The organism is Enterococcus sp. DIV0183 (genome assembly GCF_050541505.1).
In the GTDB taxonomy this organism is placed as follows: Bacteria; Bacillota; Bacilli; order Lactobacillales; family Enterococcaceae; genus Enterococcus; species Enterococcus faecalis.
Map to the genome: position 1 here is coordinate 142,318 of NZ_CP172932.1, position 16,183 is coordinate 158,500.

General features: G+C 39.2%; 17 protein-coding genes. 10 read left to right on the plus strand and 7 right to left on the minus strand.

What is annotated here, in order from left to right; genetic code table 11:
* Positions 1-14: 14 nt before the first annotated feature.
* The 4 genes from IGK72_RS00630 to IGK72_RS00645 all read right to left on the minus strand — a co-directional run bounded on the left by IGK72_RS00630 (position 15) and on the right by IGK72_RS00645 (position 3,898).
* On the minus strand, positions 15-560 hold the full coding sequence (locus tag IGK72_RS00630; protein ID WP_002385445.1) for an ATP:cob(I)alamin adenosyltransferase: 546 nt from the start codon (positions 558-560) through the stop codon (positions 15-17).
* Between the two features lie 167 nt (positions 561-727).
* Complete coding sequence (locus tag IGK72_RS00635) at positions 728-1,105, minus strand: hypothetical protein (protein WP_002379241.1); 378 nt, start codon at positions 1,103-1,105, stop codon at positions 728-730.
* A gap of 9 nt (positions 1,106-1,114) precedes the next feature.
* The gene (locus tag IGK72_RS00640) at positions 1,115-3,466 is read right to left on the minus strand and encodes a C39 family peptidase (protein WP_430608872.1); all 2,352 of its coding nucleotides are present in this window, start codon (positions 3,464-3,466) and stop codon (positions 1,115-1,117) included.
* A 102-nt stretch (positions 3,467-3,568) separates the two neighbouring features.
* Complete coding sequence (locus tag IGK72_RS00645; RefSeq protein WP_002399673.1) at positions 3,569-3,898, minus strand: hypothetical protein; 330 nt, start codon at positions 3,896-3,898, stop codon at positions 3,569-3,571.
* Between the two features lie 326 nt (positions 3,899-4,224).
* Here IGK72_RS00645 and IGK72_RS00650 point away from each other — a divergent pair, with 326 nt between their 5' ends.
* Together IGK72_RS00650 and IGK72_RS00655 are read left to right on the plus strand one after the other, a co-directional pair.
* Complete coding sequence (locus IGK72_RS00650) at positions 4,225-4,359, plus strand: hypothetical protein (protein ID WP_261990867.1); 135 nt, start codon at positions 4,225-4,227, stop codon at positions 4,357-4,359.
* Between the two features lie 29 nt (positions 4,360-4,388).
* Entirely contained in the window at positions 4,389-4,841 is a 453-nt protein-coding gene (locus tag IGK72_RS00655) for a hypothetical protein (protein WP_231594490.1), read from the plus strand.
* A gap of 81 nt (positions 4,842-4,922) precedes the next feature.
* On the opposite strand, the gene guaA is transcribed toward IGK72_RS00655, so the two are convergent.
* Together guaA and coaA are read right to left on the minus strand one after the other, a co-directional pair.
* Complete coding sequence (gene guaA / locus IGK72_RS00660) at positions 4,923-6,485, minus strand: glutamine-hydrolyzing GMP synthase (protein WP_002356158.1); 1,563 nt, start codon at positions 6,483-6,485, stop codon at positions 4,923-4,925.
* 311 nt (positions 6,486-6,796) lie between these two features.
* Complete coding sequence (gene coaA / locus IGK72_RS00665; RefSeq protein ID WP_002356160.1) at positions 6,797-7,720, minus strand: type I pantothenate kinase; 924 nt, start codon at positions 7,718-7,720, stop codon at positions 6,797-6,799.
* A gap of 154 nt (positions 7,721-7,874) precedes the next feature.
* Here coaA and IGK72_RS00670 point away from each other — a divergent pair, with 154 nt between their 5' ends.
* Both IGK72_RS00670 and IGK72_RS00675 read left to right on the plus strand, forming a co-directional pair.
* Complete coding sequence (locus IGK72_RS00670) at positions 7,875-8,462, plus strand: SGNH/GDSL hydrolase family protein (protein ID WP_002356161.1); 588 nt, start codon at positions 7,875-7,877, stop codon at positions 8,460-8,462.
* 14 nt (positions 8,463-8,476) lie between these two features.
* The gene (locus IGK72_RS00675) at positions 8,477-9,085 is read left to right on the plus strand and encodes a class I SAM-dependent methyltransferase (protein ID WP_002356162.1); all 609 of its coding nucleotides are present in this window, start codon (positions 8,477-8,479) and stop codon (positions 9,083-9,085) included.
* Positions 9,086-9,117: 32 nt separating this feature from the next.
* Here the strand turns inward: IGK72_RS00675 and add are convergent, their stop codons facing one another.
* On the minus strand, positions 9,118-10,149 hold the full coding sequence (gene add / locus IGK72_RS00680) for an adenosine deaminase (protein WP_430619608.1): 1,032 nt from the start codon (positions 10,147-10,149) through the stop codon (positions 9,118-9,120).
* 141 nt (positions 10,150-10,290) lie between these two features.
* Here add and IGK72_RS00685 point away from each other — a divergent pair, with 141 nt between their 5' ends.
* From IGK72_RS00685 to IGK72_RS00710, 6 genes are all read left to right on the plus strand, one after another.
* Positions 10,291-11,298, plus strand: coding sequence for a substrate-binding domain-containing protein (locus IGK72_RS00685; RefSeq protein WP_002356164.1), 1,008 nt, complete (start codon positions 10,291-10,293; stop codon positions 11,296-11,298).
* Positions 11,299-11,438: 140 nt separating this feature from the next.
* Complete coding sequence (locus IGK72_RS00690) at positions 11,439-12,740, plus strand: pyrimidine-nucleoside phosphorylase (protein WP_002356165.1); 1,302 nt, start codon at positions 11,439-11,441, stop codon at positions 12,738-12,740.
* A 27-nt stretch (positions 12,741-12,767) separates the two neighbouring features.
* Positions 12,768-13,430 (plus strand): deoxyribose-phosphate aldolase, encoded by a 663-nt coding sequence (deoC, locus tag IGK72_RS00695; RefSeq protein ID WP_002359333.1) that lies wholly within the window; start codon positions 12,768-12,770, stop codon positions 13,428-13,430.
* Positions 13,399-13,863, plus strand: a complete 465-nt coding sequence (locus IGK72_RS00700) for a cytidine deaminase (RefSeq protein WP_002383839.1) — start codon at positions 13,399-13,401, stop codon at positions 13,861-13,863. The genes deoC and IGK72_RS00700 overlap by 32 nt, the downstream gene beginning before the upstream one ends.
* Before the next feature lie 95 nt (positions 13,864-13,958).
* Positions 13,959-15,032: a BMP family lipoprotein gene (locus IGK72_RS00705; RefSeq protein ID WP_061100545.1), complete on the plus strand. Its 1,074-nt coding sequence runs from the start codon at positions 13,959-13,961 to the stop codon at positions 15,030-15,032.
* A 53-nt stretch (positions 15,033-15,085) separates the two neighbouring features.
* Positions 15,086-16,171 carry a BMP family lipoprotein gene (locus IGK72_RS00710; RefSeq protein WP_002356169.1) on the plus strand — a complete coding sequence of 362 codons (1,086 nt, stop codon included), beginning with the start codon at positions 15,086-15,088 and terminating at the stop codon, positions 16,169-16,171.
* The last annotated feature ends 12 nt before the right edge of the window (positions 16,172-16,183 follow it).

A 16,183-nucleotide genomic window follows, 5' to 3' on the forward strand; every position in this document is an offset into this window, starting at 1 on the left:
GGTCGGTGTACTTTTTAAATAGAATAGTTGCGAGAAACAAAGGGGACTTCTTCACCATTTTCGAGCTGATTTAGATACAAAGCTAACATGAAAAAGTAACCTGAGAGTAAGTTGACTACATCATACAGCTGCGGATCAATTTTTTTACCACCATAGTCCATGCGATAAAGTAAACGAACAATATCTTTGGCTTTGGCTCTTAAAATGTGTGCATAAGAGGAACAGATTGTGCCCATCGGTAAAACAAAAGGACGATTTTCTTCGTATGTCAGTTCATTCATAGCATTGACACGTTCCAAAAGCCAGGCTATTTCTTCCTCTGTGACTGTTAATTTTGTTCGGGTCGTTGGATTGACATGGTAGATTAACTCGCAAATTTTGGCTAGTTCTTCTGTTAGTGCAGGCTGTTCAGGGACGTCTAATTGTTGCACATATCCTCGTAGAAGACCTGTCATCGAGGCCAATTCATCAGTCATTAATTCAAAATCACATCGTAAATCTTCTGGTTTAGAAGATAGATACGGGTACGCTTCATACGGACTGCGGTACATTTTTTCCATTCAATTTCCCTACTTTCTAAAAATAAAAAGCGCTCAAAAAGAATGCACGAAAGCCAATCTTTTTGAGCGCCGTTGCTCGACTGTTCACAGTACACCATTGTACTTGCTAAGGTAATCATAGCCAAGAGTGAAGGGAGAGTCAAGGGGGGAATGAATATGAGATAACTTTATTGATTTATTTTTTGCTTAATATAATCAATCACATCTTTCTTTTGTTCTTTAGCCTCTGATATATATTCCTTTAGTTCTTTATCCGTAATTGTTGAACTGTTAATTCCTTGTTCATACAATTGTCGTCTAGTTTTTGAAACATCATCTGTTGGATTCAATTCTCTATTCTTTAAATTCTCGGTTGTTTCAATTGTTATAGATGATGTAGAAGTTGGTGTTGTGTCCGGATTACTACTATCTTTTTTAGAAGACTGGGTAGTTTGCTGCTTAGTTGATACTTCAGTAGATGAAGCGTCGCTATTTTTTCCCCCAGTATTATTACTACATGCCGTTAAAAATAAGGCTAACAATAGTACAATAAGTTTTTTTTTCATTATATCCTCCTATAAAATAACGAAACATGGTCGGCCTTCTGTCCAATCAATTGGATCATTTGACGGAGTATTCCAAAGTGCTTGTGTTGACACCCAACCTGAGTAAAACTGGCGGCCGTATGGATCATAGGTTAAAGTGTAACCATTTTTGTACTCATGAACGACAATAGCATGTCCAATCCCAACATTTTGATATAAAATAACAGGATATCCTTCAGAAAGATAGGCGTTCAATGTAGCTACATCATTAATAACTTTGATCGAACGGCCATATGATTGAGCTGTTATCACTAAATCAGTTGCAGAAGCGCCAAAGTATCTTTGATTTAACCCGCCATAAGATGCCATTCTTGTTGCAACACTGACAGGATTTACATTATAACCGTAAGAGCCTCTTAAAATCATAGATAAACTTGTTGGAACACATCCTGCTGCGCCAATGGTATAGTTTCCGATATAAGTATTAATCCATTGTGGGTCACGTTGAGAATAATAATAAGGTTTTTTCTTTAATCTTTCTGCACGTAATCTGTTTGCTATCTCTGCTGGTGTGCGAGCTTCATCGCCAACTAAAAAGGCTTTTCCAGATCCTTTAGGAGCAGTTTCACCTTTTCTAACTATTTTGATTTGAATAGCTTCCAAATGTTTAGAGGCAGCTTGACTTCCAGCTGAGGCACCATTAGCTGCCCAATTCAACCAACCTTTATCTTGGATATGGACACGGTAATAGACATCATAATATCTTGAAACATCACCGGCCAGTTTAATTTTAATGGCTTCTAATTGTAAATTTTTTCCAGTTGTGCCAGACAATGCCCCATTAGCTTTATAAGCTTGCCATCCGATATTTTGGATGTGCGTAGAGTATTCTATATTTCCAGCTAGAGCAGCATCACTCAGGTTGATTTTGATTGCTTCCAGTTGTAAATTTTTCCCACTTGTACCAGCTATTTCACCATTCTTGACAACCCCTTGCCAACCAATATTTTGCACGTGTGTTTGATAGTTGACATTTGGTTTGATTTCATCTGGACGTTTTGCTTCATTTCCAACTAAAAAGGCTTTTCCATTTCCTTTAGGAGCAGTTTCGCCCTTTCTAACTACTTTGATTTGGATGGCTTCTAAATGTTTAGATGCAGCTTGACTTCCAGCTGGGGCGCCATTAGCTGCCCAATTTAACCAACCTTTATCTTGGATATGCACTCGATAATAGACATCATAATATCTTGAAACATCACCGGACAGTTTAATTTTAATGGCTTCTGATTGTAAATTTTTTCCAGTTGTGCCAGATAATGCCCCATTGGCTTTATAATCTTGCCATCCGATATTTTGGATGTGCGTAGAGTATTCTATATTTCCATCTAGAGCACCATCACTCAGGTTGATTTTGATTGCTTCCAGTTGTAAATTTTTCCCACTTGTACCAGCTATTTCACCATTCTTGACAACCCCTTGCCAACCAATATTTTGCACGTGTGTTTGATAATTGACAGTTGGTTTGATTTCATCTGGACGTTTTGCTTCATTTCCAATTAAAAAGGCTTTTCCAGATCCTTCAGGTGCCGCTTCGCCCTTCTTCACTAATTTAATTTGAATGGCTTCTAATCTTTTAGCGGCGCTTTGACTACCTGCGGACTCACTGTTTTTTGCCCAATTCAACCAACCTTTATCTTCTATATGCACACGATAATAAACATCATATGCGTTAGCTATTTCTCCAGTTAAGCGAATTTGAATCGCTTCGAGCCGCAAAGACTTTCCGCTTGTACCAGACAATTGATTATCTTTCACATATCCTTGCCACCCAATTTCTTGGACATGTGTTCTATATTCTACAGATCCAGCCAAATCTGAATTTGAAATATTCATTTTAATTCCTTCAAGACGTAAAGAGCGTCTGCTAGTCCCAGAAATTTCCCCGTTTTTGACAACCCCTTGCCATCCGATGTCTTGGATATGTGTCTGATAATTAATATCAGGAACTTTTTCTTCTGCTTTTGCCGGTGCTACAGGTGTGTCCTCATTACTTTGTGATGTTTCCAAAGTAGTTTCAGTATCGTCGCTACTATTTTTTGTATCATTAACAGTTGTTACTTCTGATGTAGAAACTTCAGTGGTGGAATCGGAGGTTGAGGAAGTGGAAGTTGTTTCTGTTTCCTCTTGAGAATTTATGATGCTTGGATTCATTTCTTCAGTGACACCGCTACTCATTTGTTGCTCCGTTAGAGATGTTTCTGAAGCCACCGTTTCTTCAGTAGTTCCCTTAGAGCGTTCCAAAGCGTAAGCAGAAATAGGGGTAACGAGAAATCCCGACAACAAAACCGCTAACATAGAACTAGTTATAACACTTTTTTTCATTAATTTACTCCTTCATAGCTTATTTATTATTTATAGTATACGACAACGTCAAAGGCCAAACAAGAACGTCTTGTTTTTATAAGAACAATAGTGAAAAAGTGTCTATAAAATGACTGAAAAAATTACCAGAAGTAAACCAATCAATAAACTGACAAGACCAGAAAGTTGACCTAATCGTTGTTGGGTAGAAGAAGGCTGGTCGGTAACAGTGAGCAAACTTGAGAAAAAGTTCATTTTTTTCACGAGTATTAAATACGCAACAACAAGCAAAAGAATACCCGAAAAAAGGTACGAAAGGGGCTCAGAAATAAATTTTTGGGCACGAAGTAAAAAAATTCCTATGAAGAGGACAACAAAACCATACTTAAGAAAAGTTTCTTTTGACATGTTGAAATCGCTTCCTTTTAATTGATGAATTTTATTAATAGTCACTATCAAAAGGATTAAGACATAGCCATGCAAGTTTATTGATTAATGAGTTGAATGCTAATCCTTTAGCAGTTCAAAAAAGGCTTGGACACTCTGATATACAAATAACATTAGGAAACGTACCCACATTTATATCCAACTATTGATAGAGAAGTTGCAGATAATTTAAAAAATGTAATTAATATTAAAACATCCAATAAATCATTGGTAAATTGGAATGGAAATCAATATATTAAAAATAAGAGATAATACAAACTAGCTTATTTTTCGTTTATTTTTTATAATTAATGTTACAGGAAATTTACCATTAATTATAAGGAGAGGAAAAAATGTTTGAATTGTTAAAAAATAATTGGTTTGAGTTACTTATTTTAATTTTTATTTATCCTGGCTATAAAGGGATAAAAAAGGCTATCGAAAATGGCTTATCTGAATTGCCACAAAGGCTACATGAAAAAAACTAGAAGAGATAAGAAATGAAAATAGTAATATAATGCAAGACAAGGAACATCAAACAACTAGGGAATTGCAAGTTGATAACTATTATCGTTCAATTTCAGGTAAAAAAATAGAAGACCTTTTCTCTCGTTGGATGGATATGATAGCGGATACTGAAAAAATTGAAAATTTGAAGCCAGCTGTTTTAAATAAGATGATTAAGGAATTAATGATGTATGGTTCAGCGAGAACAGTTTATATTGGCTCTCTTTTTCAACAATATAATTATAAAAGACCGTCTACATCAGATGAATTTAATGCTTTCGAATTACTTTATCTAGGAGCTAGTCTAGTGGCTTCTATGAAGCAAGATTTTACAGGATATGAGGTTGACCCTGAGGTACTGCTAAGAATGAAAATTACAGATATCGATTCTGAAATAAACAAAGAAAGATTTAAACTTGCAAAAGAGAACGCAAGCAAGATAATAGAAGACGGTTTTATATAGATAGCTACCGAAAAGGGTACCAGAAACCAAATTAAAAGCCTAGAAACGTTGGAAAATCAACGTCTAGGCTTTGTTTTTAGACTATTCCCACTCCACAGTTGCAGGTGGTTTTGAAGTAATATCGTACACGATACGGTTTACATGTGCAACTTCGTTCACGATGCGCACAGAGATTTTTTGTAAAACATCCCAAGGGATACGGGCAAAGTCAGCGGTCATGCCGTCGATAGAAGTCACAGCACGGATACCGACTGTGTAATCGTAGGTACGGCCATCGCCCATAACGCCTACTGAGCGGATGCCAGGTAAGACAGTAAAGTACTGCCAAATGTCACGATCTAAGCCAGCTGCTGCGATTTCTTCACGTAGGATAGCATCTGAATCACGAACGATTTGTAATTTATCTTCTGTAATTTCACCAAGCACACGAATACCTAATCCTGGTCCTGGGAATGGTTGGCGCCAAACGATTGCATCAGGCATGCCAAGTTCAGTTCCTAAGGCACGAACTTCGTCTTTGAATAATGTATTTAAAGGTTCAATTAATTCAAATTGCATGTCTTCAGGAAGACCACCAACGTTGTGATGTGATTTAATTGTTTGCGCAGTTTCTGTACCAGATTCGATGACGTCTGTGTAAAGAGTTCCTTGTGCTAGGAATGAAACGCCTTCTTCCCCAGCAAGTTTAGTTGCTTCGTCATCAAAAACATACACAAATTCGTTACCGATGATTTTACGTTTTTGTTCAGGGTCAGAAACGCCTGCTAATTTACTTAAGAAGCGTTCTTTCGCATCTACTTTAATAATGTTTAAGCCAAATTTACCGCCTAAACTTTCCATTACTTGTTCTGCTTCACCTTTACGTAATAATCCATGGTCAACGAAGATACAAGTTAATTGGTCGCCAATGGCTTTTTGTAAAAGCACGCCGACAACACTTGAGTCAACGCCACCTGATAAACCAAGTAAGACTTTTTTATCGCCTACTTGTTCACGGATTTTAGCGACTTCCATATCGATGAAGTTTTCCATGCTCCAGTCACCAGTACAGCCACACACATCAAAAGCAAAGTGACGTAATAAGTCGTTACCATATTCTGAATGACGAACTTCTGGGTGAAATTGTACGCCGTAGAATTTGCGGTTGGCATCTTCGATAGAAGCGATTGGACAATCATTGCTTGTCCCAACTTTTTCGAATCCAGGAGCGATTTCTGTTACTAAATCACCGTGGCTCATCCAAACGGTTTGTTTCGCAGGTGTTCCTTGGAATAATGTCGCATCACCAAGGATTTCTAATTCTGCTTTTCCGTATTCACGGTTTGCGGCAGGTTCTACTTTTCCGCCTAAGTTATGAGTCATTAATTGCATACCGTAGCAGATGCCAAGAATGGGAATTCCTAACTCATAAATTTCTGGATCAATGCTAAAAGCATCTTTGTCATACACGCTGTTTGGTCCACCTGAGAAGATGATTCCTTTAGGCGCGATTTTGCGAATTTCTTCTGCCGTAGTTCGGTGGCTTAATAACTCAGAGAATACGCCAAATTCACGAATACGACGAGTAATCAATTGGTTAAACTGACTACCAAAGTCTAAAACAATAATTTTTTCGACAGATGTCAAATCGGCAACGTTAGTCACGTCTATTACCCCTTATCCATTTAAATTTATCTAAAGAAAAGGCGGTTAAAAAGTGGTCAGCACCAAGAATTAAGAAAGGATTTTCAAAAATTGTTTTACGATTTTTAGAAAATTTTGGCTTAATTCCGCAGGGGCTACTTTTAAACAGCCGAGAATCAGGCGGTTAAAAAGTGGTTCACTTTTGTTCCGTACTCTTCTTTGTCTAGCTATACTTATTAAAACATTTTACTCCTTGAAAGTCATGCATTCTGCTGAAAATTTTCAAGGATATTTCTACAAAAGATACAGGATATTTCTTAGCTCGTCAACCCTTAATATTTACGTAGATAGATTTGGTCAATCAAATGATTTTCCGTTTTATGCAAAATAATGTCCGCACGTCCGCGCGTTGGCAAGATATATTCCTCCAAGTTCGGCAAGTTCACGGTTTTCCAAACATTCCGTGCCATGGCGAAAGCATCTTCTCGTTTGCCAATTGCATATTGGTAATAATAATTATTAGGATCTAAGAAAGCCGTATCTAATAAGGCCCCAAAACGTTCTAGGTACCATTTTTCAATTAAGGCTGGATCGGCATCCACAAAAATAGAAAAATCAAAAAAATCACTCACATAAATTTGTTGATTGGCGGGTAACTGTAAGGTGTTAATGCCTTCAACAATCAAAATATCTGGTTGTTGAATCAACTCATATTCGCCTTCGATAACATCGTAGACACTGTGAGAATAGACGGGTGCTTTAATTTCGTCTTTGCCGCTTTTGACTTCGTTTAAGAAATTAATTAGCTTCTCCATGTCATAACTTTCAGGAAACCCTTTTCGGTCCATAATTCCTTGTTCTTCTAACACTTTATTGGGATACAAAAATCCATCCGTTGTAATGAGTTGAACGTTTCTTCGTTTAAACGTTCGGGCCAGAATTCTTTGCAAAAGACGAGCGGTGGTGCTTTTACCAACGGCGACACTGCCGGCAATTCCAATGATGAATGGTGGTACAGAGACATATTCATGTAGGAATAATCCTTTGCTAAGTGTTAGCGATTCAAATTCTTTCATGTATAAATGAATAAGATGCGTTAAGGGTACATAAATTTCTTGTACATCTTTTAGTGAAATTTGGTCGTTCACACTTTTAATGTTATCCAATTCTGCTTCGGTTAACGGTGCTTTGCCGTCATGATAAAACCCATGCCATTCTTCTCTGGAAATTGGGTAGTAATTCATTTTATCGTCCATTGTTCCTCCACCAAACCCTGTTCAATCTTTGTACATTTTACCATAATTTCACAAGGGAAACACAGGATTTTACAAAAGAATTCCCTTCTTCGCCAATTTATGATGAAAATGGTATCATGAAAAGAGAAAACTGTTAGAAAAGAGGGGAAAAGCCATGAGAAAAATTGTATTATTTGGTGATAGCATTACTGCTGGTTATTTAGACGAAGCTGTCTCACCTGTTCTTGTTGACTTAGTAAAACGGGATATTGCTGCGATGGGTCTAGAAGAAGTGGCTGTCATTAATGCTGGAATGCCTGGCGATACAACAGAAGATGGTTTAAAACGATTAAATAAAGAAGTACTAATTGAGAAACCTGATGAGGTGGTGATTTTCTTTGGCGCCAATGATGCGTCACTGGATCGAAATATAACAGTAGCCACGTTTAGAGAAAACCTTGAAACAATGATTCACGAAATTGGTTCAGAAAAGGTGATTTTAATTACGCCACCATATGCGGATAGTGGCAGACGTCCAGAACGTCCACAGACGCGTATCAAGGAATTGGTCAAGGTTGCACAAGAAGTCGGAGCGGCACATAACTTGCCAGTTATTGATTTGTATAAAGCGATGACTGTTTATCCTGGAACGGATGAATTTTTACAAGCGGATGGTTTGCATTTTTCACAAGTGGGCTATGAATTATTAGGTGCCTTGATTGTTCGAGAAATAAAAGGTAGACTAAAACCAAAACAAGCATAGATAGGAAGAACAAAATGGCGAATCATTATTATACAGAAAATCCAGAATTAGCACATGATTTAGAAAGCTGGTCTTTTCCATTACGTGGTCGGACCTTTCAGTTTACGACCGATAGCGGGGTCTTCTCAAGAGGAACAGTGGATTATGGTTCTCGTGTGTTGATTGATGCCTTTGAATGGGAAAACTTACCAGCAGGCCGTTTGTTAGATGTTGGTTGTGGCTATGGACCAATTGGGTTGTCCTTAGCAGCGGCGACTGGTCGACTGGTGGAAATGGTGGATGTCAACCAACGGGCAGTTGGGCTAGCTCAAATGAACGCCCAACGTAACCAAATTACTACTGTGGATATCCATTCTTCCAATGTGTATGAAACCTTAAACGAAACGACCTACGCGGCGATTGTTAGCAACCCGCCCATTCGTGCAGGCAAAAAAGTTGTCCATGGCATTTTAACAGGGGCTTTTCCGTTGTTGAAAGTTGGTGGCACACTAACGGTGGTTATTCAAAAGAAACAAGGTGCACCTAGTGCAGAAAAGAAAATGGCTGAAGTATTTGGCAATGTTGAAATTGTGACAAAAGACAAAGGCTATTATATTTTACGAAGTGTTAAAGAAGCAGAGTAAAAAAGAACCGCCACTTTAGTGGAGGTTCTTTTTTAGAATAGATATGCTTGATCAATTTTTTGGTTCAACAGTTTTTTTTCGTCTGGCGATAAAAAAGCACCTGCAAGCGCATTTTTAGTGAGTTGCTTCATTTCGTCATAACTTAATTGATACCAAGTGGCCAATTTCATGAATTCTTTCGTTAACGTAGTATCTGAAACAGTGCGATTATCGGTATTGATGCAGACGGCTAAGCCAGCCTCTATAAATTGTTGAAAAGGGTATTCAGCCAATGTTTTGACGGTGCCTGTTTGGAAGTTGCTAGTTGGACACATTTCTAAAAGAACCTTTTTTTCTTTTAAGAGCGCCAAGTATTCGGGTGTATCTTTCAAAGCAATACCGTGGCCAATCCGAGTGGCACCTAAAGTGACAGCATCAGCGACATTTTTGCCACAGCCGCATTCCCCAGCGTGGAGTGTTAATGGAATTGACAATCGGATGGCTAAAGCTAATACGTCTTCAAATGTGTATGGAGGGAAATCGACTTCATTGCCAGCTAAATCAAAGCCGACAACGCCTGTCTTTCTGAAATCATGCGCTAAGTGAACGATTTTTTCTATGGCTTGTTGTTGATCATGCCGCATGCCGCATAACAGTGCATTGCTTTTTACACCAAAATCTTCTTCGCCTTGTTTTAAGCCAGTTAAAACAGCAGTCACGATTTCAGGTAACCGCAAGCCTTTTTCTGTATGTTGGGAAGGCGCAAAACGCACCTCTATGTAAGCTACGCCATCTTCGGCAGCTTGGCTAATCACGTCATACGCCGCTGCTTGCAAAGCTTCGGCCGTTTGTAGACAGGTGAGCACGAAGTCGAACCGAGTTAAATAATCATTCAAATCGGTGCATTTTTCAGGGGCAACCACTAACTCTTTCAAGGCTTGTTCGTCTTGGGGTAATGGAATGTTTTGTTTTTCAGCAATGGTGCGTAAAGTGGTTGGTCGAATCGACCCATCTAAGTGACAGTGCAGCTCGATTTTTGGTAATTGACGGACACGGGATTCTTCCATGAAAAAAATAGCCTCCATTTTCTTTTGTTTTTTAATCTTTTTAGTCTATTTCTTTTGTCTTTTTTTTGTTAAAATGTAAAAGATTCGATAAGTATTTTGAAGACTGTAACACGTCTACAAATGTCTGTCAATGCAAAAGGAGACGTTGGGAGGGGCGCAATGAAACTAACGATTAAAGAAATTGCTGATATGGCTGGTGTTTCTGTCACAACCGTCTCACAAATTCTGAATAATAAAGGGAGTCGTTTCAGTGAAAAAACCCGCAACAAGGTGTTGGCGGTAGTCGCTGAAAATCATTACAAACCAGATTACTTTGCTTCGAATGTAATCAACCGTCATTCCAAAACCATTGGTATGATTGTGCCAGATGTGACGGATTTCTTTTTCTCAAAAGTGATTGAAGGTGTAGAAACATATTTAAATTCGTTAGGCTACATGATTTTGTTATGCAATTCAAAGCATGATTCCGAGCAAGCGATGCAATATGTTAGCGAGTTGATTCATCGGTCGGTGGATGGCATTATTTTTGCCACGCCGAATGTTTTGCCAGAAAATCATATTTTAAAAGACCGACGAGAACATCCGATTCCTGTCATTCTTGTCGATCGTGGGATTAATCCACGAGATAGTGGACGATTAATCGTTAAAGAGTACGAAGGTGCTTATCAAGCGGTCCATCATTTGATTCAACAAGGGCATCAGCATATTGGCATGTTGCGTGAAAGTGCCGGCTATTATCGTTTAACGGAACGAGTGACGGCGTATCAGCATGCGTTACAGGACAACAATTTACCTTTTCGTCCGCATTATGTTTGTGCTGGGGAATTGAACTTGCATGGCGGCTATGCTGCGGCGAAAGAAGTTTTGAAAAATGAAGAAATCACAGCAATTTTTTGTGGCAATGATGAAATGGCGATGGGAGCTTATCAAGCCATTGAAGAAGCGGGCAAGAAAATTCCAGACGATATTTCGGTGGTTGGTTTTGATGGCTTGGAAATTTCCGAATATTTGGTGCCGAGTTTAACAACCGTCTATCAGCCGAGTTTTGATATTGGCTATTATGCAGCAAAATTTTTGGTGGAAGCTATTGCAGATCCAACAGGGAAAGTTCCAAATAAAGTTTTTGATGCGACGTTTATTGCTAGAAAAAGCACAAAACCGATTTAAAAAACAGCTTAGAAATAGAACGTTCGTGTTGTTTGCGTTTTCACAAGAAAAAAATAATAGTAAACTGGTTTACTAAATGGTTTAAAGCTGAACGATTTTGTTGTATAATACATTATCGGGAAATCGGAGGGAACGAATTCATGAGAATGGTAGACATTATTGAAAAGAAACGTGACGGGCATCAACTAACAAGCGAAGAAATTCAATTTATTATCAACGGATACACAGATGGTTCAATTCCAGATTATCAGGTAAGTGCCTTTTTAATGGCTGTTTTTTACCAAGATATGACAGACGAAGAAATTACACAAATGACGTTAGCAATGGTCCATTCAGGCGAAATTGTGGATCTTTCTTCTATAGAAGGAATCAAAGTCGACAAGCATTCTACAGGTGGCGTAGGCGACACTACGACGCTTATTTTAGCGCCATTAGTTGCTAGTGTCGGGGTCAATGTAGCAAAAATGTCTGGTCGTGGCTTAGGCTACACAGGCGGTACGTTGGATAAATTAGAAGCGATTCCTGGTTTTAAAGTTGAATTGACAGAAGAACGTTTTATTCAATTGGTGAACGATACAAAAGTGGCAGTGATTGGTCAGTCAGGTGACCTAGCACCAGCAGACAAAAAACTTTATGCGTTACGTGATGTGACCGCCACTGTTGACTCAATTCCATTAATTGCAAGTTCCATTATGAGTAAAAAAATTGCCGCAGGGGCAGATGCGATTGTCTTAGACGTGACTACTGGTGAAGGGGCCTTTATGAAAGACCTAGCAAGTGCTCGTCGATTAGCGGAAACAATGGTTCGCATTGGGAAACTGGCAAATCGCCAAACGATGGCAGTAATTTCAGACATGTCACAACCTTTAGGGGAGGCTATCGGAAATAGTTTAGAAATCGTTGAAGCAATCGAGACCTTGCAAGGAAATGGGCCAGAAGATTTAGTGGAGATGTGCTATGTCTTAGGAAGTCAGATGGTCGTTTTAGCTAAAAAAGCCGAGACGTTAGACGAAGCACGGGCTTTATTAGAAGAAGCATTAACAAGCGGTCGAGCGCTCGCAAAATTTAAAGAAATGATTGAAAATCAAGGCGGCGACAGTTCCGTTGTTGACCAGCCAGAAAAATTATTAACCGCAACTTATCAATTTGATTTACCTGCCAAAGAAACAGGCGTGGTACAAAAAATCGTTGCCAATGAAATTGGCGTTGCCGCAATGTTGCTGGGCGCTGGTCGGGCTACGAAAGAAGATACGATTGATTTTGCAGTTGGCTTGAAACTTCACAAAAAAGTAGGGAGCCCAGTTGAAAAAGGCGAATCATTATTAACCATTTATGCCAATCGTGAAGACGTGACAGAAGTCGAACAATTGCTTTATAAAAATATTGAAATTGGACCAACCGGCGAAGAGCCTATTTTGATTCACGATATTATTACGGAATAAAACAAAAAGAAAAGAGGAATTCTCATCATGGAATTAAACCGCATGATTGATCACACTATTTTGAAACCAGAAGCGACAGAAGCCGCTGTCCAAAAAATTATTGACGAAGCTAAGGAGTACAACTTTTTCTCTGTATGTATCAATCCTTGTTGGGTCGCTTTTGCTAGCGAGCAATTAGCAGATACCGACGTCGCTGTCTGTACCGTTATTGGCTTTCCTTTGGGGGCAAATACACCAGAAGTTAAAGCATACGAAGCAGCTGATGCGATTAAAAATGGTGCGAATGAAGTGGATATGGTGATTAATATTGGTGCATTAAAATCACAACAATACGATCACGTACGTCAAGACATTCAAGGCGTAGTAGATGCAGCCAAAGGAAAAGCGTTAGTCAAAGTGATTATTGAAACAGCATTATTAACAGACGAAGAAAAAGTTAAAGCTTGTGAGTTAGCCAAAGAAGCAGGTGCCGATTTCGTTAAAACATCTACTGGCTTCTCAACAGGCGGCGCTAAAGTAGCAGACATTCGTTTAATGCGTGAGACAGTTGGTCCTGACATGGGCGTTAAGGCTTCTGGTGGCGTGCATAATGCAGAAGAAGCGCTAGCAATGATTGAAGCTGGGGCAACACGCATCGGTGCAAGTACGGGTGTAGCAATTGTTTCTGGCGCAACTGGCGAAGGGTATTAATTCGTATTTCAAATTAAACGAAGGTGTGGCGAAAAAGATGACAGTAAAACAAGAATGGCTTGATTGTGCCGTAGAAGCATTGGCACACGCCTATGTACCGTATTCTAACTTTCCTGTGGGCGCTTGCTTAGTGACTACAGACGGGAAAATGTATCAAGGAGTCAACATTGAAAATGCCTCCTTTGGTTTAACAAATTGTGCAGAAAGAACGGCGATTTTTAAAGCCATTTCAGAAGATGAACGGACCTTCCAACATTTAGTTGTAGCAGGTAATACAGAGGCACCCATTTCTCCATGTGGCGCTTGTCGTCAAGTAATGGCTGAATTCTTTGATCCACAAATGCCGGTCACGCTAGTTGGTAAAGATGGCGCGACTAAAACAATGACAGTTGAGGCATTATTGCCCTATTCATTTACAGATAAAGATTTTTAAAAAAAGGACATAAGGTTTCGTTGGGCTCAAAGTAGATTTCAATAGCATAAATGCGAATGAAATAATAGATAAAATAGTAGGGGGCTTTTCGGAAAGTGAAACAAGCAAAATTTTTAGGTCTAGGATTGGCAGCAGTTGCCTTAATCATTGGGTTAGCTGCATGTGGCGGCAATAGCAAAAAGAATGCCAACACAAAAGGTGATCCACAACATAGTGTCGTAATGGTCACAGATACAGCCGGCATTGATGACAAATCTTTTAACCAATCTGCGTGGGAAGGAATGCAAGAGTGGGGCAAAGAGCACAAACTTCCAGAAGGACCTCAAGGGTATGCGTATATTCAATCAAATGAAGCATCTGATTATACATCAAACATTGACCAAGCCATTTCAAGTCAATTTAAAACGATTTTTGGCATTGGCTATTTACTAAAAAATGCAGTAGTAGATGCAGCGGACGCCAACCCAGAAACGAATTTCGTTCTAATCGACGATACAGTTAATGGGAAAAACAACGTCGCTTCTGCAACATTTAGAGATAATGAATCTGCGTATTTAGCAGGTGTGGCAGCAGCTAACACTACGAAAACCAACAAAGTAGGATTTATCGGCGGGGTTGAAGGACCTGTTATTGGCCGCTTCCAAGCTGGTTTTGAAAAAGGTGTAGCAGACGCTGGCAAAAAATTAGGCAAAGATATTCAAATTACGTCTACTTATGCAGGGACATTTGCAGACGCTTCAAAAGGACGGGCCTTAGCTTCTTCTATGTATCAAGCAGGTGCCGACATTATTTATCACGCAGCGGCGACTACAGGACAAGGAATCTTCCAAGAAGCCAAAGCGCTAAATGAAACAGGTTCAAAAGATAAAGTTTGGGTGATTGGTGTTGACCGTGACCAAAACGAAGACGGTAAATATACAACCAAAGATGGCAAGGATGATAACTTAACGTTAGCTTCAACCATTAAAGGGGTAAATATTGCTGTGAAAAAAATCTCTGATCTTGCATTAGAAGATAAATTCCCTGGCGGCGAACATTTAACTTATGGATTGAAAGATGGCGGTGTTGATTTAACAACAGAAGCCCTAAGCGATCAAGCCAAAACGGCAGTTAAAGAAGCCAAAGAACAAATCATCTCTGGTGACGTAAAAGTCCCAGACCAACCTTAGAAACAACTTAGTTGTTTAAATACATTAAACTATTTTTAGGAGGCTTTACAGAAATGAAAAAAGCAAAATTATTCGGTTTTAGTTTGATTGCATTAGGTTTATCAGTTTCACTTGCAGCATGTGGTGGTGGCAAAGGAAAAACCGCTGAAAGCGGCGGTGGCAAAGGGGATGCAGCGCATAGTGCTGTAATCATTACAGATACAGGCGGCGTGGATGACAAGTCGTTCAACCAATCTTCTTGGGAAGGATTGCAAGCTTGGGGTAAAGAACATGATTTACCAGAAGGTTCAAAAGGGTATGCATATATTCAATCGAATGATGCAGCTGACTATACAACAAATATTGACCAAGCGGTATCAAGTAAATTCAACACAATCTTTGGTATTGGCTACTTGCTAAAAGATGCAATTTCTTCTGCAGCAGATGCCAACCCTGATACAAACTTTGTTTTAATCGATGATCAAATCGATGGCAAAAAGAATGTCGTTTCTGCAACATTTAGAGATAATGAAGCAGCTTACTTAGCCGGTGTTGCTGCTGCAAACGAAACAAAAACGAACAAAGTCGGTTTTGTTGGTGGTGAAGAAGGGGTCGTAATTGACCGTTTCCAAGCTGGTTTTGAAAAAGGTGTGGCTGATGCTGCGAAAGAATTAGGTAAAGAAATTACTGTTGATACAAAATATGCGGCTTCATTTGCTGATCCTGCCAAAGGGAAAGCTTTAGCTGCTGCAATGTACCAAAACGGCGTTGATATCATCTTCCATGCTTCTGGTGCGACTGGACAAGGGGTCTTCCAAGAAGCAAAAGACTTGAATGAATCAGGTTCTGGCGACAAAGTTTGGGTAATCGGTGTTGACCGTGATCAAGATGCTGATGGCAAGTACAAAACAAAAGACGGCAAAGAAGACAACTTCACGTTAACTTCAACACTTAAAGGTGTCGGCACAGCGGTTCAAGATATTGCCAACCGTGCGTTAGAAGACAAATTCCCTGGTGGCGAACATTTAGTTTATGGATTAAAAGATGGTGGCGTTGACTTAACAGACGGCTATTTAAACGACAAAACAAAAGAAGCTGTTAAAACAGCAAAAGATAAAGTAATCTCAGGTGACGTAAAAGTCCCAGAAAAACCAGAATAATTTAAGCTCCTA